General features: G+C 41.7%; 45 protein-coding genes. 1 reads left to right on the top strand and 44 read right to left on the bottom strand.

Translation table 11 applies throughout. From position 1 onward, the window contains the following. Positions 1–10 precede the first annotated feature (10 nt). The 42 genes from CJU60_RS19295 to CJU60_RS19110 all read right to left on the bottom strand — a co-directional run bounded on the left by CJU60_RS19295 (position 11) and on the right by CJU60_RS19110 (position 24,050). Positions 11–3,781 (bottom strand): phage tail tape measure protein, encoded by a 3,771-nt coding sequence (locus tag CJU60_RS19295; RefSeq protein WP_095714679.1) that lies wholly within the window; start codon positions 3,779–3,781, stop codon positions 11–13. Positions 3,782–3,843: 62 nt separating this feature from the next. Then, complete coding sequence (locus CJU60_RS19290) at positions 3,844–3,990, bottom strand: hypothetical protein (RefSeq protein ID WP_003237388.1); 147 nt, start codon at positions 3,988–3,990, stop codon at positions 3,844–3,846. A 47-nt stretch (positions 3,991–4,037) separates the two neighbouring features. Further along, on the bottom strand, positions 4,038–4,400 hold the full coding sequence (gene gpG, locus CJU60_RS19285) for a phage tail assembly chaperone G (RefSeq protein WP_095714678.1): 363 nt from the start codon (positions 4,398–4,400) through the stop codon (positions 4,038–4,040). A gap of 57 nt (positions 4,401–4,457) precedes the next feature. Beyond that, positions 4,458–5,039 carry a major tail protein gene (locus CJU60_RS19280; protein WP_095714677.1) on the bottom strand — a complete coding sequence of 194 codons (582 nt, stop codon included), beginning with the start codon at positions 5,037–5,039 and terminating at the stop codon, positions 4,458–4,460. Beyond that, positions 5,032–5,451 carry a hypothetical protein gene (locus tag CJU60_RS19275; protein WP_095714676.1) on the bottom strand — a complete coding sequence of 140 codons (420 nt, stop codon included), beginning with the start codon at positions 5,449–5,451 and terminating at the stop codon, positions 5,032–5,034. The genes CJU60_RS19280 and CJU60_RS19275 overlap by 8 nt, the downstream gene beginning before the upstream one ends. Next, entirely contained in the window at positions 5,448–5,840 is a 393-nt protein-coding gene (locus tag CJU60_RS19270) for an HK97-gp10 family putative phage morphogenesis protein (RefSeq protein WP_095714675.1), read from the bottom strand. Before CJU60_RS19270 ends, CJU60_RS19275 begins: the two co-directional genes overlap by 4 nt. Then, positions 5,840–6,166 (bottom strand): phage head closure protein, encoded by a 327-nt coding sequence (locus tag CJU60_RS19265; protein WP_095714674.1) that lies wholly within the window; start codon positions 6,164–6,166, stop codon positions 5,840–5,842. Before CJU60_RS19265 ends, CJU60_RS19270 begins: the two co-directional genes overlap by 1 nt. Continuing rightward, positions 6,156–6,449 carry a head-tail connector protein gene (locus CJU60_RS19260; protein WP_095714673.1) on the bottom strand — a complete coding sequence of 98 codons (294 nt, stop codon included), beginning with the start codon at positions 6,447–6,449 and terminating at the stop codon, positions 6,156–6,158. The genes CJU60_RS19265 and CJU60_RS19260 overlap by 11 nt, the downstream gene beginning before the upstream one ends. A 54-nt stretch (positions 6,450–6,503) precedes the next feature. Next, positions 6,504–6,887, bottom strand: coding sequence for a collagen-like protein (locus CJU60_RS19255; protein ID WP_095714672.1), 384 nt, complete (start codon positions 6,885–6,887; stop codon positions 6,504–6,506). Positions 6,888–6,914: 27 nt separating this feature from the next. Further along, on the bottom strand, positions 6,915–8,120 hold the full coding sequence (locus CJU60_RS19250; protein WP_095714671.1) for a phage major capsid protein: 1,206 nt from the start codon (positions 8,118–8,120) through the stop codon (positions 6,915–6,917). A gap of 48 nt (positions 8,121–8,168) precedes the next feature. Beyond that, positions 8,169–8,765, bottom strand: a complete 597-nt coding sequence (locus tag CJU60_RS19245; protein ID WP_095714670.1) for an HK97 family phage prohead protease — start codon at positions 8,763–8,765, stop codon at positions 8,169–8,171. Then, positions 8,758–9,984 carry a phage portal protein gene (locus CJU60_RS19240; protein WP_095714669.1) on the bottom strand — a complete coding sequence of 409 codons (1,227 nt, stop codon included), beginning with the start codon at positions 9,982–9,984 and terminating at the stop codon, positions 8,758–8,760. The genes CJU60_RS19245 and CJU60_RS19240 overlap by 8 nt, the downstream gene beginning before the upstream one ends. A 4-nt stretch (positions 9,985–9,988) precedes the next feature. Beyond that, the gene (locus CJU60_RS19235) at positions 9,989–10,195 is read right to left on the bottom strand and encodes a hypothetical protein (protein WP_095714668.1); all 207 of its coding nucleotides are present in this window, start codon (positions 10,193–10,195) and stop codon (positions 9,989–9,991) included. Between the two features lie 16 nt (positions 10,196–10,211). Next, the gene (locus CJU60_RS19230) at positions 10,212–11,945 is read right to left on the bottom strand and encodes a terminase large subunit (protein ID WP_095714667.1); all 1,734 of its coding nucleotides are present in this window, start codon (positions 11,943–11,945) and stop codon (positions 10,212–10,214) included. Continuing rightward, on the bottom strand, positions 11,935–12,420 hold the full coding sequence (locus CJU60_RS19225; RefSeq protein WP_095714666.1) for a phage terminase small subunit P27 family: 486 nt from the start codon (positions 12,418–12,420) through the stop codon (positions 11,935–11,937). Before CJU60_RS19225 ends, CJU60_RS19230 begins: the two co-directional genes overlap by 11 nt. A gap of 233 nt (positions 12,421–12,653) precedes the next feature. Then, positions 12,654–12,866: a hypothetical protein gene (locus tag CJU60_RS19220; protein WP_095714665.1), complete on the bottom strand. Its 213-nt coding sequence runs from the start codon at positions 12,864–12,866 to the stop codon at positions 12,654–12,656. A 2-nt stretch (positions 12,867–12,868) separates the two neighbouring features. Next, positions 12,869–13,246 (bottom strand): HNH endonuclease, encoded by a 378-nt coding sequence (locus CJU60_RS19215; protein WP_255238362.1) that lies wholly within the window; start codon positions 13,244–13,246, stop codon positions 12,869–12,871. Further along, entirely contained in the window at positions 13,233–13,355 is a 123-nt protein-coding gene (locus CJU60_RS21975) for a hypothetical protein (protein ID WP_255238361.1), read from the bottom strand. Before CJU60_RS21975 ends, CJU60_RS19215 begins: the two co-directional genes overlap by 14 nt. After that, positions 13,352–14,038 (bottom strand): hypothetical protein, encoded by a 687-nt coding sequence (locus tag CJU60_RS19210; RefSeq protein ID WP_141243808.1) that lies wholly within the window; start codon positions 14,036–14,038, stop codon positions 13,352–13,354. Before CJU60_RS19210 ends, CJU60_RS21975 begins: the two co-directional genes overlap by 4 nt. A 168-nt stretch (positions 14,039–14,206) precedes the next feature. Further along, a complete protein-coding gene (locus CJU60_RS19205) occupies positions 14,207–14,440 on the bottom strand; it encodes a hypothetical protein (RefSeq protein ID WP_141243807.1) in 234 nt (77 codons plus the stop codon). Between the two features lie 245 nt (positions 14,441–14,685). Beyond that, on the bottom strand, positions 14,686–15,228 hold the full coding sequence (locus CJU60_RS19200) for a tyrosine-type recombinase/integrase (protein ID WP_003220264.1): 543 nt from the start codon (positions 15,226–15,228) through the stop codon (positions 14,686–14,688). After that, a complete protein-coding gene (locus CJU60_RS19195) occupies positions 15,228–15,677 on the bottom strand; it encodes an ArpU family phage packaging/lysis transcriptional regulator (RefSeq protein ID WP_095714661.1) in 450 nt (149 codons plus the stop codon). Before CJU60_RS19195 ends, CJU60_RS19200 begins: the two co-directional genes overlap by 1 nt. Positions 15,678–15,693: 16 nt before the next feature. Beyond that, a complete protein-coding gene (locus tag CJU60_RS21970) occupies positions 15,694–15,822 on the bottom strand; it encodes a hypothetical protein (RefSeq protein WP_095714660.1) in 129 nt (42 codons plus the stop codon). Between the two features lie 107 nt (positions 15,823–15,929). Further along, complete coding sequence (locus CJU60_RS19185) at positions 15,930–16,130, bottom strand: hypothetical protein (protein ID WP_095714659.1); 201 nt, start codon at positions 16,128–16,130, stop codon at positions 15,930–15,932. Next, on the bottom strand, positions 16,127–16,531 hold the full coding sequence (locus tag CJU60_RS19180; protein ID WP_095714658.1) for a YopX family protein: 405 nt from the start codon (positions 16,529–16,531) through the stop codon (positions 16,127–16,129). The genes CJU60_RS19185 and CJU60_RS19180 overlap by 4 nt, the downstream gene beginning before the upstream one ends. Continuing rightward, positions 16,528–16,863: a hypothetical protein gene (locus CJU60_RS19175; protein WP_095714657.1), complete on the bottom strand. Its 336-nt coding sequence runs from the start codon at positions 16,861–16,863 to the stop codon at positions 16,528–16,530. Before CJU60_RS19175 ends, CJU60_RS19180 begins: the two co-directional genes overlap by 4 nt. Then, positions 16,863–17,429 carry a dUTP diphosphatase gene (locus tag CJU60_RS19170; RefSeq protein ID WP_095714656.1) on the bottom strand — a complete coding sequence of 189 codons (567 nt, stop codon included), beginning with the start codon at positions 17,427–17,429 and terminating at the stop codon, positions 16,863–16,865. The genes CJU60_RS19175 and CJU60_RS19170 overlap by 1 nt, the downstream gene beginning before the upstream one ends. Then, positions 17,426–17,662 (bottom strand): hypothetical protein, encoded by a 237-nt coding sequence (locus CJU60_RS19165; protein ID WP_095714655.1) that lies wholly within the window; start codon positions 17,660–17,662, stop codon positions 17,426–17,428. The genes CJU60_RS19170 and CJU60_RS19165 overlap by 4 nt, the downstream gene beginning before the upstream one ends. A 109-nt stretch (positions 17,663–17,771) precedes the next feature. Next, positions 17,772–18,611 carry a phosphoadenosine phosphosulfate reductase domain-containing protein gene (locus CJU60_RS19160; protein ID WP_095714654.1) on the bottom strand — a complete coding sequence of 280 codons (840 nt, stop codon included), beginning with the start codon at positions 18,609–18,611 and terminating at the stop codon, positions 17,772–17,774. Next, entirely contained in the window at positions 18,608–19,432 is an 825-nt protein-coding gene (locus tag CJU60_RS19155; protein ID WP_095714653.1) for a DNA adenine methylase, read from the bottom strand. Before CJU60_RS19155 ends, CJU60_RS19160 begins: the two co-directional genes overlap by 4 nt. A gap of 11 nt (positions 19,433–19,443) precedes the next feature. Continuing rightward, a complete protein-coding gene (locus CJU60_RS19150) occupies positions 19,444–19,692 on the bottom strand; it encodes a hypothetical protein (protein WP_095714652.1) in 249 nt (82 codons plus the stop codon). Continuing rightward, on the bottom strand, positions 19,689–20,030 hold the full coding sequence (locus CJU60_RS19145; RefSeq protein ID WP_095714651.1) for a hypothetical protein: 342 nt from the start codon (positions 20,028–20,030) through the stop codon (positions 19,689–19,691). Before CJU60_RS19145 ends, CJU60_RS19150 begins: the two co-directional genes overlap by 4 nt. A 42-nt stretch (positions 20,031–20,072) precedes the next feature. Continuing rightward, a complete protein-coding gene (locus CJU60_RS19140) occupies positions 20,073–20,270 on the bottom strand; it encodes an XtrA/YqaO family protein (RefSeq protein WP_095714650.1) in 198 nt (65 codons plus the stop codon). Positions 20,271–20,355: 85 nt separating this feature from the next. Beyond that, entirely contained in the window at positions 20,356–20,505 is a 150-nt protein-coding gene (locus CJU60_RS21640; RefSeq protein WP_176471094.1) for a hypothetical protein, read from the bottom strand. Between the two features lie 12 nt (positions 20,506–20,517). Continuing rightward, complete coding sequence (locus tag CJU60_RS21485; RefSeq protein WP_141243806.1) at positions 20,518–20,658, bottom strand: BH0509 family protein; 141 nt, start codon at positions 20,656–20,658, stop codon at positions 20,518–20,520. A gap of 107 nt (positions 20,659–20,765) precedes the next feature. Continuing rightward, positions 20,766–21,311 (bottom strand): hypothetical protein, encoded by a 546-nt coding sequence (locus CJU60_RS19135; RefSeq protein WP_095714649.1) that lies wholly within the window; start codon positions 21,309–21,311, stop codon positions 20,766–20,768. After that, entirely contained in the window at positions 21,308–21,466 is a 159-nt protein-coding gene (locus CJU60_RS21635; protein WP_164972550.1) for a DUF6906 family protein, read from the bottom strand. The genes CJU60_RS19135 and CJU60_RS21635 overlap by 4 nt, the downstream gene beginning before the upstream one ends. Then, positions 21,463–21,624, bottom strand: coding sequence for a hypothetical protein (locus CJU60_RS21630; RefSeq protein WP_176471093.1), 162 nt, complete (start codon positions 21,622–21,624; stop codon positions 21,463–21,465). Before CJU60_RS21630 ends, CJU60_RS21635 begins: the two co-directional genes overlap by 4 nt. Further along, complete coding sequence (locus CJU60_RS19130; protein ID WP_095714648.1) at positions 21,611–22,462, bottom strand: ATP-binding protein; 852 nt, start codon at positions 22,460–22,462, stop codon at positions 21,611–21,613. Before CJU60_RS19130 ends, CJU60_RS21630 begins: the two co-directional genes overlap by 14 nt. Next, on the bottom strand, positions 22,413–23,252 hold the full coding sequence (locus tag CJU60_RS19125; RefSeq protein WP_095714647.1) for a conserved phage C-terminal domain-containing protein: 840 nt from the start codon (positions 23,250–23,252) through the stop codon (positions 22,413–22,415). Before CJU60_RS19125 ends, CJU60_RS19130 begins: the two co-directional genes overlap by 50 nt. A 224-nt stretch (positions 23,253–23,476) precedes the next feature. Then, positions 23,477–23,806, bottom strand: coding sequence for a hypothetical protein (locus tag CJU60_RS19115; protein ID WP_003237453.1), 330 nt, complete (start codon positions 23,804–23,806; stop codon positions 23,477–23,479). A gap of 46 nt (positions 23,807–23,852) precedes the next feature. Further along, positions 23,853–24,050 (bottom strand): helix-turn-helix domain-containing protein, encoded by a 198-nt coding sequence (locus CJU60_RS19110; protein WP_077670761.1) that lies wholly within the window; start codon positions 24,048–24,050, stop codon positions 23,853–23,855. A 200-nt stretch (positions 24,051–24,250) separates the two neighbouring features. Between CJU60_RS19110 and CJU60_RS19105 the strand changes: the two genes are divergently transcribed. Beyond that, positions 24,251–24,640, top strand: coding sequence for a helix-turn-helix domain-containing protein (locus CJU60_RS19105; RefSeq protein ID WP_095714645.1), 390 nt, complete (start codon positions 24,251–24,253; stop codon positions 24,638–24,640). A 222-nt stretch (positions 24,641–24,862) separates the two neighbouring features. Here CJU60_RS19105 and CJU60_RS21480 read toward each other — a convergent pair whose 3' ends face one another. Together CJU60_RS21480 and CJU60_RS19100 are read right to left on the bottom strand one after the other, a co-directional pair. Next, entirely contained in the window at positions 24,863–25,078 is a 216-nt protein-coding gene (locus CJU60_RS21480) for a hypothetical protein (protein WP_141243805.1), read from the bottom strand. Beyond that, positions 25,017–26,198, bottom strand: coding sequence for an AimR family lysis-lysogeny pheromone receptor (locus CJU60_RS19100; RefSeq protein ID WP_095714644.1), 1,182 nt, complete (start codon positions 26,196–26,198; stop codon positions 25,017–25,019). Before CJU60_RS19100 ends, CJU60_RS21480 begins: the two co-directional genes overlap by 62 nt. Positions 26,199–26,396: the final 198 nt, after the last annotated feature.

Genomic DNA, 26,396 nt, shown 5'->3' with positions numbered 1-26,396 from the left:
TACCACTCTCCTAAGAGAAGCTTACATTATTCAGCAATCCCTTTTGGTTTCTTTCCTTGTTGTATGCTTCGTCTTGAATTTTATTTAATTCCTGGATGCTTAGTATTACATTCGGGTCTTTCGCCACAAGCTGTGTTAATAGTCTTACCGTTTGGCTTAACAGATTTATTTCGGCTTGTTGATTGCTGTTTTGTTGCTGCAGCAGAGTGACCATCGTTTGCAATGCGTTTGCATCGCTTGAGCTTGACCGGCTTTCCGGTTCATACCCAACCATTTTACCTGCCTGGCTGAGAACCTTATGGGCTTGGCTGCGCCTAAATTGACGCAACGGCAGCAGCATTTCCCCTTTATGGACCTCGGCCATGTGATCGCGTGTAATCAATCCGCCTTTATCGTAACCGACATAACGGCCGCCTCGCGCCATAGACTTCAAGCCAGGATGATTTAAGATTCCGCCGTATCTACTGTTCAGATAGTTAATAGAGGCAAGGATCTGGTCAACTGGATTTTTGATATTTCCGTGCCCTGGTTCCTTATTGGCGTTGAACGTACTCGGGATAAACTGCATCAATCCTTGTGATGGGTGCCCTGCTTTCCAGTTTGAATCCCATCTATTTACAACGTTCGGGTTGCCGCCTGATTCCTTCATCGCTATTGTTTCAAGCGCTGAGGCATACTCTGATCCCAGCCCCTTTATCTTTAAGGCTTTAGCAACCCACTTTTTGACGGCTGCTGTGCCGCCTTCACCAAAGTTGCTTGATTCTCCAAACTTATCTTTGATGAAATTGACAAAGTTCTTTTTGATAAGGGAGAAAGAACCCTTTAGGACGTCTCCGGTAATGCCTTTTACTTTAGGCAGTTTTAACCCCAGCTTTTCAATAACCTTTTTGACGAGTTTTGACGGGTTGCTGATATAGTCAAATACATCTAAGGCAAGGTCCTTCACTTTTCCAACGGCTGCCTTTGCTCCATTCCACATCTTTGAAATAAAGCCTTCTTTCTTCTTCGTTCCGTTTGCATAAGCCGGAACCCCTGAAAGAAAAGCTTTAGTGTCAATTGCTGACAAGACTTGTGTTCCTTGAGGAAGGTTCATAAGCGTATCAGTCGCAGGGCTCAGCCCCATGTGACCCGAAGGGGTTATAAAAGCTTCCGGTCCAGCATTTGAGCCTTTACCATCACCGAGAATGGCTAAACCTCCTGGATGCCCGCCAGTACCATTTGCATACTGTGGCACTTCCCATTTAGGGATTTTAGTATCAACCCCGATTTTTCCTAGAATCCAGTTAATGCCCTGCTGAGTAAAGCCGTTAATGATTTTACCGAATCCGCGAAGCGTTCTGTTTCCAAACGCTTTTATTCCGTCCCAGGCTTTGCCTGCCATGCTCTTAATTCCGTCACCCATTTTCTTAGGCAGCGCCTTTGCCCCGTCTACAATGTCAGTGAATTTTTTAGAAATACTAGTTTTCATGTCAGTGACAATTTTCAGGGCTTTATCTTTCAAGTAGCTAAACATTTTCCCGGCATTTGTGGCGCCATCTTTAAACAAACTTTTGATCCAGCCCCACATTTTTGGGAATATACCTTTTAAGCCAGCGCCGAGAGCCTTGGCACCGCCGAGAATCTTGCCGAAAAATGAAAGTTGGATTGCATTCCAGACGACTTTTATCGCGCCAGAGAAAATTTTCTTAATTCCTTCCCACATTTTTGAGAAATTCCCTGTCAGTAACCCAGAGAAAACGAGGATAACGCCCTGAATTACAGACATTGCGCCAGTAATTACGCCCTTTATGTTGCCCCATACAGATTTAATAATCGCAAGTACGGCCGGCATGACAAATTGGACAACGGACCACACATTTTGAAGGGCCTGAGAGATCACAGAACCGTTTTGCTCCCAGAAAGACTTCCACTGTCCCGTAAGTTGACCTATGAACGACATCACGCCGCCTAGTGCCTGTTTGACCAGAGGACCAAGAGTTCCAAAAACTTGGGATGCAATAGTGCCGAGAGTCGAAAAGGTCGGCTTCATGGCGTCAAAGCTTGCTTTCATGTTGGATATGATGGGCTGTGCCTGCTGCTTAAAGCCAGAAAAAGCAGTCTTGATATTGTTTATCCCGTCGATAATGGTTTGGACCGTTAACACCGGGAAAAAGTCCATCAGTTTATCGGCACCTTTTGACGTATCACCATTGAAAACGTCCATTATGCCAGAAAAAATAGTTTTTAGATTCTTTCCGGCATTCGCGATATTGTTAAAAGTCGGTTCAAGGCTTTTCATGCCAGACTCTAAGCCAGACATGACCGGCTCTAATACGTCTAAAAGGCCGTTGCCGATCGGAAGGAGAGCCGACAAGGCGGAACGACCTAACTTTTTCAGCCGTGCCCCGAAGTTATCCTGGAGAGCTTTTCCGGCCTCTTTCGTTTTCCCGTTCACATCGCCAATCTTTCCATTAATACCGCCGAGGGCATACATCGCGTCAGCCTCAAGGTCTTCCCATTTGGTGCCGTACAAAGCTACCCCGATATTATTCGCCTTGACTTGGTCTTTCATCCCTTTCAGCTCACCCAGAACCGCGTTAGAAACGTCTTTAACCGTCCCTTTTCCTTTTAGAAATTGGCTCCATACTTTCTGAGTGCTTCCGGAAAGCTGCGCCATCGCTCCGGACGTCGAATCGGAGCCGTCTTTCACTCTGATCTGAAATTCTTTCATGACGTCATTAATGTAGTCGAGATTATAAACCCCTGCCTGGCTGCCCTTCGTTAAGAGCTGGAAATATTCTTCCGCAGAAAAACCCATTTTGCCGAATAAAGGCGCGTACTCGCTCAGGTTATCAAACATTTCGTTTGAAAAGTTTAGCCCCTTTTGGGCACCGTACGTCATCAAATCAAAAGCCTTTTGGCTCTCAACACCGAAACCTTTCATGATATTGTTGCCAGCTCGGGTGACTTCATTTACATCTGCGTCAAAGGTTTCTGAAAGAGTAATAGCCCCTTTGGTTACATCCTTTAAATCCTTGTCGCTGAGCCCCCTGATATTCTGACGGACCTGTTTCAGGGCATCTTTGACTACATCCATATTTTCGCCAAAACCGTCTTTCCAAACGCTTGTCGCTGCTTTCGTCAAATCTTTCGCTTCATCTTTGGTAAGGCCCAATTGAGCCCTGAATTCACCCTGTGATTTTTGAGTATCAAGCGCCATTTTAGCGCCCATTGCTCCGACTGCGGCAGTTAACCCGGTTACTCCCGCAATCCCGGCAGTCAACGCGCCCACTAGCCCCACTTTGATAAAAGAACTGAATTTGGATACTTTCCCGCCAGCGTCTCCACTTGCATCGCCAATTTCTCTTTGGCTGTCCGTCAACTCATCAGCGCTCTCGCTTGCTTGGCTTTGGGCTTGTTCCAGCCGTTGGTATTGCATCTGCGCGCGCCGTAGAGACCCTTCCAGAGAATGATATGATTGAATCTGAGTATTGAGCCGCTGGGCGTATTTCTGGGCCTGCTGTGAGCCTTCGCCGTATAGCTCAACCTGTTTCTCGTAAGATTTCCGGTATTCTTCCACAATCCTCTCTTGAATGGAAAGCTCATTTGATAAGCCCTCAACCTGCTTTTTGCTGGCCGTGAGTTCATCACCCATCGCTTTAAACTCTTGAACAGTCGCTTTTGTGGCTGTCCGTGCTGTTTTGAGGTTATTTCTAAGACCGGTTATCCCTCTGTTTACGCCGGCATCGTTTAGCGTGGTATTAATGACTAAATTTCCTATTGGTCTGCCTTCTGTCGCCAAATAGTTACCTCCCTTCTATCTTTTTTTAGAAACACAAAAAGAGCGCCATTACCGACACCCTTTTACAAAGTTGCACCGAATATTTGATAAGCAGGGACAAGTTTGTTTTCTTCCTCATGCTTGTAAGTTGCAAGATCAAAAAAGCGTTGTACATCCATGTCATCTATTTCATGAAGCTTGTAACCATTTTCCATCAAGTCAAGATACATTTGCTTCATCCTGTTAAGATAGTCCCTGTAGGTCATTGGCTTCCCTGCTATTTTTGAGACTCCACGGCCTTCTTCTTCAATTGAGCCTTTTTTTTACTCTTTGTCATCGCTTGGTCAATGATATCTCTTAGCCAGCCTCCTAAATCCTCAGAAGCAACACCGTCCAAAATATCATCAAAATTAAATTGACCTTTAAAAATATCCACGACAAGACCCATCATATCCGTCATGACCTCATATTCGGTCATTTTTGAATCCTCATCCGTTGCAAGCGCATGAATCTCCAATGCTCTGTAAGTAAACCGCGATGTAACAATCGGCTGAATGAATGTTTTTTCAGGAACGGAGACAATTTCCCCGTTTTCGCCAATTTCAGCATTTGCATAATCTTTCAATACTGCTTTAATCATGTAAAAAACCACCTTCTTATTTTTATAGAAAAAGCAGCCGCTGTCCGGCTGCCCGTTTTATTTCCCTAAATCTGCGCTTACTTCTTCTGTTGTCATGCCGTCTGGCAACATTCCATAAGCACGCTGATAGAATTTTTCTAATGTGAATCCATCGTTTTGATCATAACCAATTAGGAACACAAGCCCGTCCGATTTACGTGGCAAGAACTGTCCTTCGATCGTGTCTGTTTGATAGTCCACTTTATCTTCTTTCGTTTTCCCTTCTACAGAAGGGATGCCAAATTTCCCTTTTAACAGAGCGTAATACACATAACCTTTCTCATGGTGTTTTTGACGCCATGTGATGCTCACGTAAGGCGGCTCCATATCTTTATGGTATTCTTCAATACCATCGACAACCTTAACACCTAAAAGAGTTCTTTTCATTTCTGTAGTAAGGTCTGCGACATTTAATTCAAGTTTTGTTTCACTAACTCCTGTACTTTTTACCGCAAAAATGCCGTCATCCGCATAAAGAGGTGTTAGTTCAGAAGAAACGTCCAGCTTCGCTTCAATTGCCCCTGGCATATCTTCAATCTTAGAGGCTTTTTCATCAACAAGCTCAGAATATTTAATGCCACTTAGCCCCGTCTTAGCCATTCATATCATCCTTTTCTATGTTTATTTTTTGAACATCAATTAATTTCGTCGCTCTGTATCTACGGGCGTACCGATACAGAGCAATATCTGGGTCACGGTCAAAGGCTGACGCATATTGCTTGTAGTCGCTCTCTGCCATGATCTGATCAATCACAGGCTGAATAGCCTGGGCGTCCTTTATTGTTTTGGTCCATAAATCTATTTGAATATCAACCTCAAATGTTAGGGCCCTATCATCCGCATAGTCTTTTCTGTGACTCTCAAGCTCGTTAATGCGAATCATTGGAGCCTTTTCTATGTCCTGATCTTCTTCTGGAACAAAGACTAGGAATATCCGGCCATTGTCCACAAGAGAAGTAAGTGTTTCATTTTCACTTAAAAGCTTTTCAACTTCCTGAATGGGAAGCATCATAGTCCCAGCTCCCTCATGTAAACTTGCTGCACGATCTGTAAAACCGTCTGCTCCATCTCGTTTGATGTCCTCTCAATGAAATGCTGCGGGGGCTGCTTGATCGTTCCAAAGTTAGAGAAGTGTAGGCGAGATGCTGTTTCTTTTCCATATCCCACACTTGCATATATCTCCCCGTCTTCCTTCGCCTTTGAATAAACCACATTATCTTTCATGTGCACTTTGTGGGGGTCCTGGTCGCTTTCTCGGCCTCGGGGTGTATTACGTTCCAGAGCCTCAGCAAAAACCTGTGTACCTGCCTGGACGGCTGCTTTGGCTGCCCTGGTATTTTTTCTTGCAAGCTTATCGAGCTCTTTTTCTATACCGCCGATACCGTCATCTTGCCGTGCCATCAGCTCACCTTCTCAGCAAAAACATTTATCAGGTTTTTATCCTGAGAATTTGGGATAATGTCTTTTATTTCGTAAAGTTCCTCATTATGGAGAACATGCATGCTATTTGTCGCCTTCTTTACCTGCTGATAGCGAATAATGAACGTGATACTGTTCTCTAAGAAGGTGCCAGCTGTCGTGAGCTTTTCCCTTAACTTCTGTTCTCTTATCTCAGCCCAGCAAGAAAATAAGGGCTCATTTACCACAATATTCTCCCTGGTTTCTGGGTCCTTCGCGTTCTTTCGTGTAACAAAAATGATGCGTGTATTGAGCCGGCTAAAGTCCATCTGTATACGCCCCTCTGAATTGCTGAATAAAGTTTGTTACGCCGAAAGGTATTTCTTGCAATGCTTTGTCCATTGAGGACACACGCTGTTCATACCAGGCACCGACCAGGAACATGACAGCTGTATCAAATTTAGGGTTGTTTTGAAAGAAATCATCCCTGTTTGGCGAAAGCGTTACGGCATCCTTGATATAATCTTCCGCAGTATCTTTTAGCCGCTGTATAAATCCATCATCAAAATTGTGATCTATCCGCATCGCAAGCTTTAATTCTTCCAGCGTCATTCCATCACTCCTTTACAAACAAAAAGGGACGCCGGTATGCGCCCCATTACGTCATTATTTTGCTTGTGCTGCTTGTTCTAAGGCTTCAATACGTTTAACAAGTTCATTGTATTGCTCTTCCGTTCCAAAGCCGGCTTTACCAGGATCGCCCTTGTCTCCTTTAGGGCCTTGCGGGCCAGCTTCACCTTGAGGACCCTGGGCACCGGTCTTTCCTTGAGGGCCTTGTGGGCCTGTATCTCCTTTAGGGCCCTGCTCGCCAGGATCTCCTTTAGGGCCCTGCGGACCTGCTGGACCTTGTTCTCCCTGCATCCCCTTGATAAACAGAGGTTTTTCTTCACTGTTTCCGCCAAGGTAAACCCGTGTTATCGGTTTTCCGTCCGTGTCCATTTCCGATGCTGTCCATACGTTTCCACTTTTATTTAGAAATTCTTCCGCCATTTTCAATCATCCTTTTCAAATTATTTTTTATTGTCCCACGTCTACCGCTGACTGATCTTCTGTGCTAGTTGTCGTTTGATTAATAGTGACAAAGTAACCGGCTTTCTCATCAGCCTTTTTCACGTCGAAACGAACTGCCAGAGAAAGGACCTGACCGTAAACGTCATTCTCTACCCATTTCGCCGTAGCCTCCACACGGTTTGCGAAGAAGACGGCTTTTTTCAAATCTCCGATAAACATAACAGCGTCGCCGGCTTTCTCACCTAAAACAGTATCGTCCACAACATTGACCTGGCTGCCAAGCAGCATCTTTCCTGTTGGTGTAGAAATGTCTTGACGTAAAATGTACTGGCCGTTTTTATCTTTCAACGTATCAAGGAATTGAAACGCTGATGCAGTCGCAACAATATTTCTGGCGTATGCTTGCTTTAAATCAACATTTAAGATGCGTTTGATTTCGTCTGTACCTGTCACTGATTTGGCTGGGAATGACCGAAGAACCTCCGCCACTTTTGTATTTTTTGTGATACGTTTAACCTGCTGCAGATGATTTGCCACGATGGCAGTCAAATCCACACCCGAATCATCAATAGCCTCCTGAGAAATAGGCAGATGACCGCGATATGTTTCTACGGCCCAAGGTACTTTATTGAACTTAGGTTTCGCCAATTCAGGGTTTTTCTCTAATTCCGCCACAGAGACTAGACCTGTATCAGCGTTTGCTAGAACCGGATAACTACCTGAAGCAGTGGACACATTCACGTTATTAACAATTGCGGCAAGGTCCACAACATCTTCCGGTTCCTGTTGGGGTTTGGTGATTACATCAATTGGAATAATCGCCTCAGCGCCATCAGATTTTAACCCGTCGCGTTTTTCCCCTTTTGATCGCAAAAACTCTTCAAAAGCTCTTACCTCTTCTGTCTTACCTGGTTTGATGATTGTACGGAAGCCACCGCCATGCATTGATCTTTTCTCCTCGTCGTCTTCTTCTTTACCGCCAGCTGGCGCTGGGTTCTCCGGCTTAAGCCCGGCTAACTCTTCATACTCCGCAAGCTTTTTTTGCAGGGCGTCAAGCTCTTCTTTCATGGAGGTAATTTCACCTTTCAGAGCTGTAGCTTCGTCCAACTTGTCTTCCTCTGCTCGTTTTTGGGCATCTGTGATTTTTGTATTAATGGCCGTTTGTTTTTTAATAATCTGTGATCGTAGTTCCTTAATTTTTTCAGTTAACATTTGTTTGCTCCTTTTCAAATAAAATAAGCACCCGATTTTCGAGTGCTTTTACAATCCTATTTTTAATAAATCCAGCTGCAGCAGCAGCTTTTCTTTTTCCGGATTCCGGTTTCTTTCCTCGTACTGCTGTAAATTCCGTTTGGCAATTGTCACGTCAGTGTCTTCATAAGCCGGATAAGTAACGACTGACACATCTGTAAGCTTTGAAATGTTTCTCAAGCTCCTCAACGGCAGGCCGGTTTCCTGGTCACGAGTAAAACTGTCTCCATCCTTCCCCAGCATGAAGCCGAAAGAACAATTTGAGATATTGCCAACCCGCAGATTTTCGTATAAATCCAATGCGTACTGTGTATTCGGCAAAGTAACGTCAAATCTTAAGCCGATGTCATCAACTTCAAGCTTAAGCGTGCCGGCAGATGTACGCCCGAGAATCTTGGACGGGTCATGGTCAATTAAAGCCCGCACATCGCTCATGTCTGTCTGATCCAAAGCCCTTTTATCAATCATTTCAATAAAACCGCCCAAATTGTGGCTGCGGGTGCCGAATTTTAAAGCATAACCGCTGATCACTTTTGGGCCGTCATCGTCTGAATGAGCTTTTAAAGCTCCTTCCTGCGACGTTCTAATCTCTACTTCCTTAGACATTCCCCTCACCTCCTTCACCTGCTGACGAGATCGGCAGGCTCTTTGCTTTTGCTTTCTGAATCTCATCCATTGAATCAATGTTCACATAGTTCAAACTCATGTAACGCTTGTCCCCGTCTGGTATTGGCTCGTAACCATACTCAGCCAAGGCATTATTGAGAGAGAAAATACCGTTTTGTAGCAAGGCAATAACGTTCTCGCGCTTTGTTTTTGCGTCCGTTTCTCTAAATCGCCGTGTGTCGAATTGGAATTTCCGCTGCAGGTTTAAAGGGTACGGCAGCATTTTGAAATTAAGCTCTGAGGCGATGGCCGCAAAATAGTTTGAAAGTGTATTTGTCAGATAGTCCAGGTTTGCTTGTTCTAGTGAAGTGTTGACCTGCTCAATACCCAGCTTGTGCGCCGGCAGCCCGAACACTTTCGCTATCTGTTTCGTTGAATGCGTGTAGTTATTCACGATCTCAAGCACTTTAGTATTAATTTCTAACTGGCTAAACTCCATATTTTCATCAAGTACAACAACCCGCTGCTGATTCTTTATGCCAGAGTTTGCTTTTTCAAATTCATTACGGATTTTGTCCTTTGCCTCAGGAGACAAATGACCTTTTTTCATGTTTACAATACCGCTTAAATTAACGCCTCTTCTGAAAAAGTCTGTGACAAGTCGCTTCCCCGCCTCCTGGCTTTCAATCTCGTGCTTAAGGCTAGAAAGGGGACTCATACCCGTTATTCCGTCCATGCTGAAAAATTTAATGTGCAGTACATTTTCCGGCTTCAAGACTCTTTCTTTGCCGCCAGACGGATAATACCGGTACAGTATTTCATTCCGGTCCTGCAGCTGCTCGGCATAGACTTCACTGTTCAATAAATGGATCAGCTCTAAGGGCGTGCCTTCTTTATCCCGAACTATTTCCGCATAAGACTGGCCGTTCATTAAAGCGTTAGCAACCAAGATAAATTTAAAAAAGTACCCCGAATAATAATCATTTGGCTTCTCATTCAGTAACCTGAATAGATCAGAATCCTTTTCCTCAACACCATTTTGATGAACCATAATTGGCGACGCTGCAATGTCAGAGGAAAGAGTGAGAACCGCGGTGAATACATCGCTGTTTTTAATCGCACTGACAGACGTGTAAGACAGCCCGTCCAAACCAAGAATGATTTCATTGAACTCTCGGGCTCCTGGGCTCTGTTTATCTAACGATCGAAAGAATGCCACTTAATCACCTCCCTCCCTCTTCTTTTGGATTCAGTAAGAAGGCAATGACAACAAGAAAAAGCCCTGCCACAATAAAGCCGGCTACTGGATGGAGAAAGAAAACCCCATAGTCGATAACAAACAAGCCGGTCAAAAATAAAAGAGTATGCAAGTTCAACTTAATAAACTGACATACTCCCAACAAAAAAGTATTTATTTTTCCTAATTTCATGGTGTTCCCTCCTTCCTTAAAGGGTGAATTCTTCGCTTTCATAATAAGAATTCCAGTCAAATTCCTCTTGTTTGTAATGGTACATTGCGCCCGTGTGTGCGTTCATCATCGCCGCTGCAGGGTCAATCTTTTCCCTGTTCAGCGCTTTGTCAATTTGAATCGTATCATTCACTTTTTTCAGCATTGCATTGTGCATCGCCGTATCAAGCAATGGATTCTTACTGTGTATGATTTTCCCGTCGAATACATTCAAACGAAAATCTTTTGTTGGTTCAGATAATGTGCGAGGACCTTGACGAACTTCAATCAGCACATCTTCATAGCCATATTTCTCAATCTCATTTAAGACTAAAGATATATTGTAAGGGTCAAAGAAAATCCCCTTTACTTGTAAATCAAATTCTTTAATATGATTGATCATATACTCCACAACTTGCTGCAGATTAATGATCCCTGATTTCTTATCGGTTATGGTACAATACCCAGCTTTCGCAAGAGTGCGATAGTCCAGTTTGTCACGTTCAATTTTATTATCCAGTCCACCTTTGGTTCCAACAAATGAATGACTGTCCACATAAAATGTCTCATTCTCATCCTCTAACGGATAAATGAAACTGAGGGCAGATAAATCATCTGTTCGTGATAAGTCAATCCCTATGTAGACTGGCTTTCCTGTAATGTCCGGTGCATCGTCCACACCGCGCTTTTTCCAATCGTTCCCGTTGATAAAACTTTCAGAGGAAGCAGACTGCCATATATTAAAGTTCTTTACGAGTGTACCGTTTAAATCATCTTTATCAAGAGCCTCTTTTAGTTTTTTGCGCAGATTGGTCAGAAGTTTTTTTTGAAGATCCTCTACCTCAAGTAAAGGGTTACTTTTTATCCAAGTGCTTTCGTCGTAAATTTCCTCTTCGTCATCCTGTTCGTAGACAATTGCAAAATAGTTTTCGTTTTCCTTGCGGCCACTTAGAATATCGTCAACATAAGGGTACTCCTGCGAATACATGGGGCCGTTCAGCTTAAAGCCGGCTGTACTAATGATTAAGATAAGACCCTGGTCCTGCTGCCCTTGTGAAGACTCCAGGACTTCCATCATTTTTGTGTTGGACGCTGTGTGGTACTCGTCAAGAATTCCAATAAGAACGTTCAAACTGTCCAAGTTATCAGTATCCCTTGATAAAGGCATAATGACGCAGTCATCTTTCAGGTACCGGATTTCATTTTGTATGATCTTTGTCCATTTTCTAATTGCCTTTGACTGGCTTCTTATCTTTTTCAATTGCATGGAAATCATTTTAAAGACAGTTTTTGCTTGGCCTCTTGAGTTAGCTGTCGCATAAATTTGCCTGTCAAACCTCGGGGCCTCCCCGTAAATCAATTCGTACAACGAAAGACCCGCTACAAGTACGGATTTTCCGCCCTTCCTCGCCATGCTTATATAGGCTTTTGTGAAACGGCGAAAACCTGTCTCCTTATTTCTCCAAGCGTAAAGCATGTATACAATGAATTTTTGAAATAGAGCCAGCTTCGTGGGCTTCCCCGTTGATATATCCGGCAGTATCTCAAGAAACTTGATGACCTTTTTTGCCTTTTCAGGTCTGTATTCATATTCATAGGATGGGTCAGCTGCTCTTTCCAAATCTCTAAGGTGACGCTGACAGGCTTTTATTACTTTTTTGCATGCCGTTATTTCTCCGCTGACAACCTTTTTCGCGTAAAGCGTGCCTGGATCAATTCTCTCAGTCGTCATCGTTCATCATGGCACCTAGTAGGTCCTCCTCATCGTCATCCCCGTCAAGCCCTACAATTCGTAGACGTGAATCCAGAGATAGACCGAGCTGACCCGCAATCCCGCGAATTTCCTTTGACATACTGTTCATAATATCGACGGACGGATTTTTCTTTTTTACTTCAAACCCTTTACTATTAATTTCAATAATGGTTTGTCCGTCTGTCATTATGTCTTTGAGAGCCATTCTATATTGAGCGTAGCTGTTGCAATAAATGGCTAGTAACGTCGAATCCAGTTCAGAGATTGGCATTTTAATAATATGCGGGTAGATCCGCCTCCACTCATTTTTAGCCATCGTGGACAGCCAGTATGGTGGCTTTTCTTGCAAGGGCGAAAAATCTTTGAGTTTTTCTTCCTGCTGCAGACGTTCTTCCCGCTCTTCGTTGGTAATTTGCCCTTTTAACGTTTCTGTCAATTGCTTTCGTCTCGCCAATCAAAACCACCACCTTTCGTCCAAAATGCGAACTATAAATTTGAGCGAATTCGGCAAATTAAGAAAATGAAGATCGCCCCATACCTACCAAGGATTCGGCCACCCAAATGAAAGATCAAAAACAAGGGCGAAAAAGTAAAAATCAAAATTTCATTTCAACATTTTTTGCAAAGTTAACGGGGCGCCGATGCCCAGGAAAATTTTTTTGGTACCCGGTTAAAGTTCGGGGGGACTTAATTCATTTTCCCGTTAAAAATTTTAGAATCTCCACCCACAATTGGGGAAAGACCATGATACTCTCTAACTTCGTTTACTGTAAGTACGCCACACCGCATAAGACCTGCAAATTTATTTGGATTCATAGGCTCTTTTTTAGGAACCTTCGGAGCTTTACCTGTTGGTCTAACATGAACCTTTGGGGCTTTAACTATCGGCCTAAATGGCATAATCATTCTCCTTTCCCAAACGTGACTTGGTTATGATGATACTGACATAACACCTCAAGATTATTTAAATCAGTACGTGCCTGATCGTCGTTTAATACATCTCTAAGCTCTTTAAACTTGTGATGGACTACTAACCTATGAGACTTATTTAAACGCCCCTGTGAGGCACAGACGGCACAATGATAATTACTCTCTCTTAGCTTCTGTTCACGAAGAAGCTTCCACTCTCTTGAATGGTAATAGGAATAGAGCTTATTGTTCTCCCTGTTGTACCTCACATCTTTGTTGTACTGCTTATCAGCATAGCCCTCGTGCTTCTCACAATAGCGCTGTGTCCAGTCCACATAGTTACGGCAGGCTGGCGCGTTACATCTTTTCATTGGCATTGACTATCACTACATCCCTATCACTCACACGAGTTGATATACGTTTATCGCCTTCCTTAAGCTCGATGACAGTATTGATTACCAATTCACCTAAAGGCTTCATGATGCTCCCTCCTGGCGTTTGAAGTGTCTGTTATGGACAATTGCCTTTGTTCCAAACTTACATTCTTTATCAACGTATTCAATGTCTATATGGGTTGGATTGATTGTCGAATCATCATTTGTTAGATAAGAAAAATTTGCGTTTATAATCGAATCAATCTGTTTCCCTTTGTGAAAAATACGAGGTGCCGAATCAATGTCATCCAGCTCAATTTGCAACAATGGCGGCTCTTTAACTTTGTGTTCTGCCAAACTGCTTAAAACACTTTTTGGAATATGGATATTCTTGCCGCCGTATTTTCCGCTGATATAGGTAATAGCATCAGTGGCAACAACAAAAGGACAAAAAGACTTTTCTTCCGGGAATGGTTTTCGCACAAACCCTGTTAACAATTGACCAAGTCCATGCAGTCTCTCAACAACACATAAAGGCACGCCTTCATCACATACAACGTTTGTGAGTCCGTCTAACGCTATCTCATTTTCATAACTGATGAATGTTAAATCTGGATGCAATTCTTGATAGTCTTTTGCAATTCTCGAATCATGCATAAGAATAGGAGAATTATTTTCTCTCGCAAACTGGATCAATGCAGTTGTTTTGCCGAGAAGCCTTTGATTTGATCTTGTATAAATAATTTCATTGCTCTCTGCTGACTTTTCCAATAAATCAGAAATGCTCATATATGACAGATTTAACTCCATGTAACGCCGCTCCCTTTCCACAAACTAAAAAGCGCCCTCCCGAATGGGAAAGCGCCTGTCGGTTTATTACCTATTACCATAATAGCTTATATAAAACAAAATGGTCTGCCTTTATATTGCCATGTTTGTGCCGTTTGTCTGCCAAAATTAAAACTTTTGTAATTTAACTCTTTGTCTCTCAACTTCTGTAAGTCTATAGGTACCGGGTAAAATTTCTTCTTTATCGAATCCATAAAATTCAATATCATAAATTGTTTCATTGCTTCTTATTTTCTTTTTAAAGAATTGGTAAGGTAGTGAATCATCAAAATCAATAATCAATTCATCTATTATTCTTTCATAATATCCGGATGTATTTATTAATTCGTAACCTGCTTTCATAGAACTGAACCTCTTCATTCGAACACTCCTTAATGGTGGTTTTCATGAGAAAAGTATAACATATCCACATTATCCACGAATTACCCATATGTTTTATACTGTGCAACTCGTCGAACTGAGCCAACCCCTTGTCCTCTCTGTTTTTAACCAATATCCCTAAAATGAATTACACACCTGTTACTTTTGAGGAATTGACGAAAAATGCAAAGAAAAAGGCCCATCCTTGTTGTTTTGGATGAGCCTGGTTATATTTTAAATTTCTTCATGGCGTTGTTCATGGCGTCTTGATTGATTCCGATGTATCGCAGGGTTGTCCGTTGGTCCGAGTGATTAAATATCTCCTGCAGCATGGCAACGTCCTTCGTTTGTTTGTAAAAGTGATATCCAAATGTTTTCCTCAATGTATGTGTGCCGATGTCATCTAAACCAACATACTCAGCAGCCGCCCTGAGAATCTTATATGCCATCGACCGGGATATTGGCTTGTTAATCCCTTCACGGCTTTTAAAGAGAAATTCATGATCCTCTTTCCCTTCGACATAGGCCTTAAATTCTCTTTGAAGAGCTGGCGTCATATCAATTCTCTTTTTCTTTTTCGTTTTCTTCTCTATGAGATTGAAGTATGGCCGTTTAGCGTCTCTCACTCTCAGCTGCAGAATATCTGATATGCGGAGCCCTGAATTGATACCGGTCACGAATAGCATGTAATTCCTCATGTTTTGCTCTTTTAAAAACCTCTTGATGTAAAAGATGCATTCCGGATCACGTATAGGCTGAACAAAATTCATTAAGAAGCTGCCCCTTTCTTGTAGACTTCTTCTCTTAGAGCAAACGCCAGCCTATAGAGAGCTTTTGCCTTTGCACGATAATAGCTGCGCTGGCTCATTCCCATTTCTGCATATACTTCATAATCATACATTTCTTCCAGTTGCATATAGAGCATGACGATGATCTGCCGTTCTCTTTGAGAGAGCCGGTTAACAGCCCTTTGAATCCTTTTTAAGAATTTGTCACGCTGAATCTCCCAATCAAGACGCTTTAATGCTGCCTCTTCTGTTGAGGAATGAAACTCATTCGTGATACTTGGCGGAACAATGCTGTAAGTAGGTGTAACCTTTGGCAAAAAATCATCTGGCACCTGTAAGAGATATAACCGATATTGATCCAGCAGCTTCTCAGCTTTTAATTTAGTCGCTTCTTCGTCAATCTGAGGAATGTTTAATGTTAATTGATTCATATTTTTACCCTCCCGTTTATTTACGTCTTAAAGCCCCGCCTTTGCCTCTTTTCAATGTTTGCCTATCTTGACCCATCATTTGCCGCCAAAACCGTTTAGAACGCTCCTGCGCGTTTTTATTAGGCTTTTTCTTCCTCTGCTTCATGCCATCCCTCCGTTCAAATAAAAAACGGACACCAACCAAAGCACAGGTTTCTCTGTACAGTGATTAGTGTCCGCAGGCGTCTCCATCTTGGACTTATATTTATTTTTCTAGACTAAATTACTTGGTATTACTTCCCCGCCAATAAAAAACGCAAGGGATTCGCAGCTACCTTCGGTTAGATCATCCCATTTGTACGCTTCTTCTATTCTTTCTGTTAACATCAGACCTATGTCTCCATTTAAAGCGCTGAATCTATAGTCTTTCACATAATAATCGTGTTTGCCGACTTTTATAATGTATTCACTCACTCCGCGCCCTCCAATAACTTAGGAGTTTCATAAACGTTGCCGATAACCTTCAAGTTTTTTATAAAGCCTTCAGGGACATTGTGCCGCCCCTTTGCTATGAAAATAATGCGCTTCTTCCTAATGAAATCAGGTCCATCACAGCCAGCAAAAGCCTGCGCTAAATTCCTTTCTTCAAATTCAACTCCATCACCTGGATAGATCATTTTTCCATTTTCATCTTTCTGACCTGTTCCCCACATGAGAGCCGTTCCTTCTTCGTGACTTTCTGCGATACTAACCCTGCAACCGTCACCAAAATCCCGCCATAAAACCCATTCGTTACCCATTAGTTCAAGGCTCAACCCTTCATCATCCCAATAATGCATCTGCTCGCCGTCCCAAACTCTGTATGCTGTGTTCATAGTAGGGAACCGTCCATAATAAGGGTCTCGCTTTCCGGTTTGTTGAACGTTTCCATGATAAATTTTGTGGATTCAAGATTTCCCTCTCCGTCCCCCGCTTTCGTAAATTCGATAAGAGCATAATCACGGCTTACCACGTTGATTTCCTCTTCTTGAAAATTTTCGTATTCGTCTGTGTCAGCGACGGTTTCATTGAAGATTTTCTCGGCTTCCGCCTTGTCTTCCGCTTTGATCAGTGCGTAATATGGATCATTGATTTCATAGAATTTCATTGTTCTTCCCCCTTCAATTGTTTGGATGTCTGAAATGATCGGGTTGTCGGTATGGTTCATCAATACCCCTCCTGCTGCCGCTGATGATTGACGGCGTTTTTCTCCATGTAAGCAGCTTCGATTTGTTCAGGCGTGAACCCAAGCTGTTGACCCAAATTCAAAAAGCGTTCAAAAGACCTTACATAAGTCCCTTCATCCTCAATCGAAAAATAGAAACCGAACACAAGTGACATTAAATGTGAAAATGCTTTTCCAATACCGATATTAGTTTCTACTTCCCTTTCTTTTGAACGTTTTATGATCTGCTGAATCGTGGCATCATTATTAAATCCAATTCGATTGCCAATGCTCAGGATAAAGTGAAGGCAGTCCACGTATTCCTCAAGCAGTGGGTTTCCGCCTTTTCTGAAAGCACCATTAGGTGAAACTTCTAACGGATGTTTTGTTCTCGGCTCCCGGTCATTGCTCCAATGCTTAAAGCCGCGCCATTCATTCGCACACTCGGCCAGCTCTACTTGTAAAGCGAGAATGAGGTTTGGCAGCAAGTCCTGACCTTCCAGCCCCTTCTCTTTGATGATCCGTTCATCAAGCGCCTTTTGCATTTCGAACATTTTTTGTAGATTCATTGTCCGCTCTCCTTTACTCTAACCTTGTACCGTGTTTTGCAATCCTTGCTAACTTGTTTCAATTCAGCAGTGAAACAGTCGAGACAAATATTTTCTTGTTTTCGATGGTCACCAGTATTTTGTTTTAGCTGTTTAATATCTGATCGAAAAGCAAACCTTAAAGGCTTTTCAAAGATAGGCGAAGTATTTTCATGAGTATCCAATCCACATGTTTCACAGCATAATTTGTTCACGCTATTTCCTCCTCAACGCCCATGCTGCAGCAGCATTTTGGGCAGCAGGCATCTGGGCGGATTTTTATATCTAATTCGTTGTGACCATATTCAGGGCAGCTGTATTCGATCACACGCCGCACATCCCTTCACACTCATTCAAAAAGTGATCAATGTCGAGCTGATTCTCATTGAAATCAACTTCCTCCAAAGGCTTCCCGGACTTATGCAAGAAGGCGTTATTTTTGAATCGTGGCAGCTTCCGAATAAGCCGATCTATTTCCACTGCGTCATTCCATGACTCTGGGTCCTTCATTTTCATATCACGCCAAGCATTGAAGTCATGAAAAGGGCAGCCAATGCAGCTGGATTTCGCCGGGGTCCCGAGCCCTTCACGTTCAACGTAAGTAATGCAGCGTGACCGATCTATGAAAGCCACATCAACCAAAGGATGCTCGGCTACTTGCCAGCTTTCCCGGCTCGGTTTAACTCGCTGAATTTCATCAGTGCTAATGCCTTTCCATAGGTGAACGACTTCTTTAATGCGCTGCCTCGGCTTGTACCCTAGCAATGAACGGATTTTCCGGTTAACCGGCAATATTTTGTATTCGTTTGTACACTGGCGCATTACCATACCAATTTCACCCTTTGAACCCCGCGTGTATAAAGGCATGCTCGCGAATCGTTCTCCTGTCTCAGCCCCTTTTACAATGTCATCTCTAATGCTGCCATTGTCTGTGAAAATGATCTCTCGTCCATATGTTTCTTTGATATGCTCGTTTACTTTGTTGATCCAGTCGTAAACGTGTTGAGGCTCCCAGCCAGTATCAGAGAAAATGATATAGTCAGGAATAACGCCATTTATTTCACCTTTCAAAGCCATGAGGAGAAGGGCCGTTGATTGTGTGCCCCCTCCGTATGAAAGAACGTGTATATGCTTTTTTCCATCGTCATAATGCTGCTTGATCATGGCCGCGCCTCCAAGCTAAATAAAGATTGTTGAAAGTAACTTTGTTCAGCAGCAACCGGATTCACCCATAAAACCTCTTCACGCTTGGCACCTGCTTCGGCCGATACTTGCCGCACTTCTCTTTTCCAATGTTTGAGCCGTTCATCATAAACTGGATGAGCATAGCCTGAGAGAAGAACAGGACCAGGGTGTTTGTCCAAAGTCTCAAGCAACTCAACATGATCATCAATCGTCATTTCGTGTTTGTAATGCCGTTTTGTCCGTGTTTCGATGATATAAGGAGGATCAGCGTAAACAAGAACCTCTTTTCGCTTATATCTTTCAAGCAGCTGGACAGCCGGCTGATGTTCAATCTGTGCCTCTTTCAATCGCTTGGCTACTAACAATATCTTTGCCGGCAGTTTGCCCCACTCTTTAGCCGTGTCAGGCCCGTTACTGCTGATAAGGCTCCGCCAGCCTGTCCGATCACTTGTTTTTGCTCCTATGGCCTGCCAGCAACGTATAAGAAACCGGCGGGCGTCCTCTAATTCATTGCCTGATTCAGATTCATAGGAGGCGTAATACTCCTCTCTAGATAAAGGCGTCCATTCGATCAATCTTGCAAGCTCTTCCGGATGATCCCGAATCACCTTGAAAAGATTGACCACGCTGCTATCCAGATCATTTATCGTTTCAATGGTCGAAGGTTGCTTATTGAAAAACAATGCTCCGGATCCAAAGAAAGGTTCAACGTATGTTTTATGCTCAGGCATATGGCTAATGATCCAATCTGTCATTGACCATTTACTGCCCGGATAGTGTAAAATTCTCGGAAACCCCACGCCTTAACCCCCTATTCCCAACCGACTGCAATTGCAAAGAATAAAACCAAAACCATCGCCCCAATCAGCCAGCCATTTGTCTTGTCTCTTTTAGCAATAATTGCGTCGTTCCCAATCATTCTTAGATCATCAGCCTGAGCAACGATCATAGGCACTTCCTCGACATTAACCTTTAAACACTGCGCCGCCTCATAAACGGTCATCGCTTCGTCTTTCGTAGCTTTGACTGCCCGCTGTAGCTCAACTTGTAAAGGGATCATTTCGCATCACCCTCCAATTCATTTTGAGCAACTGTTATCGCGAAATTGAGATTGGTAATGATCTTCTCCAATGCCTTTTTGTATCTGCTACTTTCCCCGCTTAGGTGCTGAATGTCCTTTTGAGCCTGCCGGAATTGATGAACCGTTACTTCCTGCTGGCGCTTGTTTTCCTCGATGATTTCCTGCTGTTTTTTCATGAAGCCGATCATTATTTCTTTGACATAGCTCTTTTCGATGATGTAGCAAGGCCCTGCATTTATATCAAATGGCTGCAACTCCTCCTCAGAAGCTAAATGCCACAATGACAAGTCACTAATAATTTCCTGTAATTTATCCATGTCCGTTCCTCCCATATCGCAGAGAGGACCGGCCCCTCTGCGTCACATTTTATAGCCGATTTCAAAATCAATTCTTGAAAGATTGCCTTTTGACGTTTGTACGATTGTTTTGCCGTGCTCCGGCATTTCCGTTAACTTGAATGATTTATTGTTTCCGTCAATCACAATGACGTAATTTTTGTTATTTTCAATTTGATTAAGTACCTGTTCCAGATTTTCTATATGTTTTGGACAGTTCACTGTAAACGCCCCCGTATGGTATAATAAAAGTGTCGAGTTTTTATTATTTACCATACGGGAACGGCTTTTTAGTTGGCCGTCACATTCAATCGTTCATCGGGAAAACTTGCAGCTTCGTCTGTGGTTCTTCCGTTGGGATGATTGGATGTTTTTTTATATACTCCAAACGCTCCTCTTCCGTCATAACCCATGTAATGACTTCCCCATGCTGACGTAAGTTTTTATTTTCTGTCATGTCCTCGCCTCCTTACTCTTCGTTTAATTGTTTGATGCGCAGATTGTAAAGCGTCTCAATTTCATCGTCTGACTGGCGTTCCAGAAATGCTTTTCCGTATCCACCCAAGATAGTGAGCCACTCAATCAAGTGCTGACGTTCGGTCCATTTCAACGGTCCCCGCTCCCTTCTTGATCAATAATTGCATTGCAGCATTTTTATAGTCGGGCGGACATTCTTCATACCGCACGATGACCATAAGTTGATGAATGGTTGCTTTCTCAAAAGGGAAGGCGCTGCCTGATAAGATCATGCTCTGTCGCATCCTTTCCAAGAAGCCCGTTCATTCGTGGCTGAATAAAGTCCCTGTTGGCTTGATCCATAACGAGGAATAACACTTCGTCAATGTCTCTATTAAGCTGTTTTGAAATGCAGATGATAGAATCATTGGCTCCCCACATTTCACGGAATCGCTTGACTTCCCAATCATTCCATACAAAGTTTTTTTCAAGGAATGGAATATATACCGGTCCATCCTTCAAAAACCGACGCAAGCTCTCTTTTTTCTCTTCCATGAGCTTTTTCCTGATTGATATTTTCTTATTGGCATTTAACCCGTAAAGACGTGGCGGCAATATGCGGCCTCTTCCAAAATCAATGATTAGCAAAATGATTTCATCCGGCTTTCTGTTCAACAGCTCGGCCATATCGTAAATTGACTTACCGTCATACCAGTAATCTACAACCTGACGCATTTGTACCAATGACCATTCGAAATTAAGATCCACCAAAGCAATTTCTAAACGATCAGCCCGGACCGCATTCATGCCAAACACTTCCTTACCGTTCCTGTATACCGGTGAACAATGATCAATCTCCGTTCATGCTGCAGGTTTTTAGAAACCAGCCAGTTGTTAGGGTTTAAACCGTTTTGCTTGATAATGTCCTTTTGCACGCGTGTTGGGCGTTTACCGTGTTTCAAACTGCATTCCTCCTATAGTTTTTATAGTCTGCTATTTTCTGATCAACGAGAGCAATCAGATTATTGATCTCTTTTTTGCGTTCAGCGTCAGTAAGCTTTCGTTCTGGCTTGAGCTCCCACACGCCGGGCATAATTAGCTGAGCCTTAGTTCCATGCACTGTTCCCACCTCCTTTAATGCGTCTATCCTCTCCGGTAAACTTGACAACCCTTGTTCCCTGCATCATTCGGGATATGATGCGGCCGCCGTGAACACCGTATTTCATTTGGAGATTTTCCACGTTGTAATTGGTGGTAATGATATTAGGCTTGTCCTCCCGAGACTCAATAATTGTCAGGATCAAGTCAGTAGCCCATGATTCCTCACCGTCTTTATCCTTTTTGACATACTCCGCGCCCAAGTCATCAAGCACTAGAAGATCGCACGCCTCAATGTTTTTTAGAATAAGGCTCTCAGTTTCCGCCTTATCTGCGTATGAGTTCCTGATCTTTCTTAGCAGCATTTTTGTATTGGCGAAGATCACTTTTTTCCGTAGCCCTTTGACGTATTGTGCGACGCTGTGAGACAAGTGACTCTTTCCGATCCCGTAATTTCCTTGTAGTAGCAAGGAATCAAAGTCTCCCCAGCTTTCAAAGTTCTCAGCGTACCATTTCAGCTTTCGGAAGGCGTCCATCTGTGAGTCAGATAAGCCTTTCACGTTGAAATTGCCAAATGTGGCTTTCTGAGTATCCGGAGGGACCAGACTGTTATTCCAGAAGAATGCGTCCGCTGCTGTTTCTTCTTGAAACTCAATCATTTCTTTTTCCAGTGCAAGATTGTCACAAGTTAAACACCGACTATGCTTCTTGCCATTCTGTAAGTAAATCGGAACCTCGTTACCGCACCCCTCGCACTCCCTAACGCCGACCTTTTTGGGAAACAAGTGCTGCAGGCTTTTGGGAACTGCTTTAGAAAAGGCCTGTGTATTGGTTTGTTTCGTTTGATGGGCTGGAATCAAACTGGCGGCCTCCCTTTTGATTTAAATAATTTTCAAACTTGGTACCGAATAACGTTTCTGGACGAATGAATTTGTTCATTTCCGGATCATTTAACCATTCTTGGGTTTTAACAAGGATGACATGTTTAAAATCATTGAATCTAAAACCCTCGTTCCATCTTGCCTTAATAAGACTTCTTGTTTTCTGTGTAGCTGAACGATAGTTTTTACCGGATACTTTGTTCAAAAGGTCGATAATAAGTTTGTAAGGAATCACATCATTTTTGGAAGATGTGTCGTCGAGTTTACTCGACAATATATATTTTTCTTTTTCTTTTTCTTTTTCTTTTTCTTTTTGTCCCCTTGACGTTAACGTGTCGTGGTACGTGTCGTTCACGTATCGTGAAAATGATTCCCTGATAGCGTCATTAGGAATATGCGGATAAACAAGTTCTATCAACGTTTTGTCCTTAACTTCCTGCAGCTCTTTTTCAATGCAGTCCATCATTGGTTTTCCAGCTTTATTGAGGTTGTATTTCCCCCACTTCATAATGGCGATTTCCCTAGTATCAGAGTTATACACGACTAACCTATGATGATTTTGAAACCGGTCCATTAGACTGTTAATTGATTCGATTGAATAGCCAATATCAAACGCCATTTGTTTCTTAGTGATTGAATAAATGCCGATCTGAGTTGTGAAAGGATTCGTGAGCAGATAGAGATAAAAATATCTGTCCTCCGGCGTCATTTCTTCAAGCACTTTCGGGTCTTGCCAAAATTCAGTCCGAACGTGTCGATACTTAGCCATTAGTTTCACTCCTTTGCTCTATTGCCTCCGCTTTAGTTAAAGGCCAAACCGATCTTTTGCCGTTAACAATGACTGCGCCCAAAAGATTGTCAGTTCTTTCATTTCGGATAACCTTCCCGCCTTGGGAAAGAAGTTTAGCCAGAGCTTTTTCGTGAGTTAACTTAGATTCACTGACAACCAAATGAAACCTGTTATTTTGCCAAACATGACTTACTAAGAACATTTCATCCAATCCTTTCCGCTCTGGTGCAATTTTTTTGAGCAATCCACGCCTCGACTGCACGCCGCGAAAACCTCTGTTGTGTTTTTCCTGAGCCGGGTCGCCCTGGTAACTCAAATACCGGAAAATCAGGCTGACTGAAATATAATTCTTCTGCTGTTCTGGCTGTGCATTTCAAGATCCCCTCGTACACTTCTTTTTTAGTGAGAAGTTGATCTTGTGAGGATAAGACCGAGATCATTTCTTGAATCTTAGGAATCAAAGCAGCACTCACATTTGCAATAACGTCATTTGTAATTCTCTCGATATCTGATTGTTCGAGTTCAATTTTCATATTGTTCCTCCAAGTAATTTTTTATTTCCTCACAGGAAACTCAATGTTAAAAAAAATGACTCATTGGAATATTTAGTTTGCGGGCTATTTTTTCTATACTTGTAATACTTGGGTTTACTTTCCCGTTCTCAATCTTCGAAATATATGATGCTGAAAATCCAAGTGTCTCTGCAAACTCTCTGAGTGTCTGCCCTTTTTTCGTTCGAATTTCTTTGACTCGGTTTCTGAATTTCGAGATATTCATTTATTCACCTCTTTCATGAGTTTCCTGTGTGGAAACTAAGAAAACTATAACACCTTATCTTGGAATTGACAACCCCTCCCTTACGATAATTTGTATACTATTTGTCAACACAGGTGTTATAATGTCTATAATACAGGTGATAAAAATAATTATATATTTTACAAATAAAAAACTTTTAAATGGCGAAATAAGGTGATTATTTGAATAAAAATATAGGTGCCAATATAAAAAAATTACGTGAAGAAAAAGGTTATGGTTTAGTTCAAGCAGCTGAAGGCATAGGAATATCACGAGGGTATTTATCTAAGTTAGAAAAAGGTACGCAATATCCATCTGTTAAAACAATAGATAAGATTGCCGAATTTTTTTCTGTTGATCGTTCTTACTTTTTTACTGATCTTAACAACTTGGATCAATTCTCGGAAGCTGAAAAAGAAATTACTTTTGAGCGTGACTTATCTATTGAAAACCTTAGAAAGAAATATAACCTCACTATTGAAGGCAAAGAGGTTTCTGATGATGAAATTAATGTGATGTTAGAAGTCTTAAAAGCGTATAGAAAATCAAAGGGTAGTTCGGATATCGATTGATTCCTCTTCAGCCAGTTGTTTAATTTTCTCCAGTAGTTCATCAAGTGAAACATCTTTTTTCATTTTCAGTAACCCCTTCTGCGAACATCTGTTCTAATTATAATCGAATACACTTATAAAATAAATATGTTCAGAAGGATTTCCTATTTTCTCATTTTGTCAAAATAGGAAATCCTCTTTAAAAACACGAAAGACGTTGCCTATGTATTTGGCAGCGTCTTTTTAATAAAATATAGCTTTTTCTTTTTTAGGCTTTGGTGCTTCTTTGGATAACTTATAACTCATCCCAACTGGAGGATCAGCCAGTTGTTTAGTTCCTGTTGATGGAACAACTATATTGCTTTTCGAACCCGGAGCATCCTCGCTATTATTTGCACTAAAAACAAATGCTAGTGCTATTGCTAAAGTAATCAAAACTCCTATAATTGTCTTTTTCACTAATTTTCACCTCCCTTTTTAATATATTATAATCAACTCCTAATTTTAGCAACTCCATTTTTGGTAGATTTGCTCTAAAGTAATCTTTCTTTTCACAAAAAACATGTAGCGATAAAAGTAACTTCTCCTGACTTCTTTCTCTTCTTCCGTCAAAATAAAAAGCTAAAGCTGAATAATATTTGTCGTCATAAAAATATTTCAAATTAGCTTTATTGACTACGGATTTAATAAAATCAGTCACTATATATTCTTTCGGTACGGGTTTGTTCCAGAAAAGGTTTGCTATAGCTAATTGTTCTCTTAAATCATTAGCTACAAAGTATCTTTCTTTCGTGTTGTTTAACTGAATTCCTTTCTTGAGAAAGTTTGATGTTTTCTCGTATGATTCAAATAAATATGATAAACCCAATATAAAATAACCATTAGTCACTGAGTTAACACTAAAATTTCTTTCGATAAGCTTTTCAGCAGCTAGTCTGGATTTATCTATTTCGTTCTCAAACTTAAGATGCATATTGGCGAGAGCTTCGTCTGTGCGGCTTAGAAATGCTTTTTTAATAAATGGATCTTTAATTTCTGGAAGCATATTGTGAATTTTTTTTATGTAGTGCAGAGATAAATCATACTTCTCACTGTAATAAAAACAAAGCATCTCAAGAATTTGCAAAAGTGTTTTTAAATCATGAGAATTGGGTTGCAGCTTTTTCAACATTTCGAGGTAATCAACCTCACTATAAACACGATTATATTTTGACCATAGTTGCCACTGATAGACTATTGCCCATTCCTTTAGCTCTCTGTTATTTCCGTCCAAGGTTTTGTTGAGTAATATACAAGTGACTGAGTCCAAACTTTTAGAATGAGCATACTCAAAAGCTGTTTTTATATTTTTCTTAGTCGCCTCAAGGCAACATTGCCGCATTATTTCAACCTCGTTATCCTTATCAAGATAACACACTATCTCTAACACCATCCAAAGTGAAATTTCTTGCCCATTCAAAAACTTGCTTAAGTGGGCAGCGCTAATTCCAATTTTATCGGCAATCTCTTTCTGTTTTTCATCCGAAGACTCAATTATACCCTTTAAATGATTTCTAACATCAACTATACCTTCACCCATCATAATCACCATTTTAAAATTAATTTAACATACTGAACAAAAAAAGATTGTCGATTAATGACGAAAAACTCAAAAAAAGAACAAAAAATTTAAATAGAAATAATTTTCCGATTCTTCTTTATTATACCACAATTCTGACTAAAAAGATATATTTTATATGTTATTTTGGTTCTAAACTAGTAAAATCAATTACTGTTT

This window comes from Bacillus sp. 7705b, assembly GCF_002289525.1.
GTDB lineage: Bacteria > Bacillota > Bacilli > Bacillales > Bacillaceae > Bacillus > Bacillus halotolerans.
Note: the sequence above shows the minus strand (reverse complement) of the source record. Positions and strands in the feature narration are given on the sequence as shown.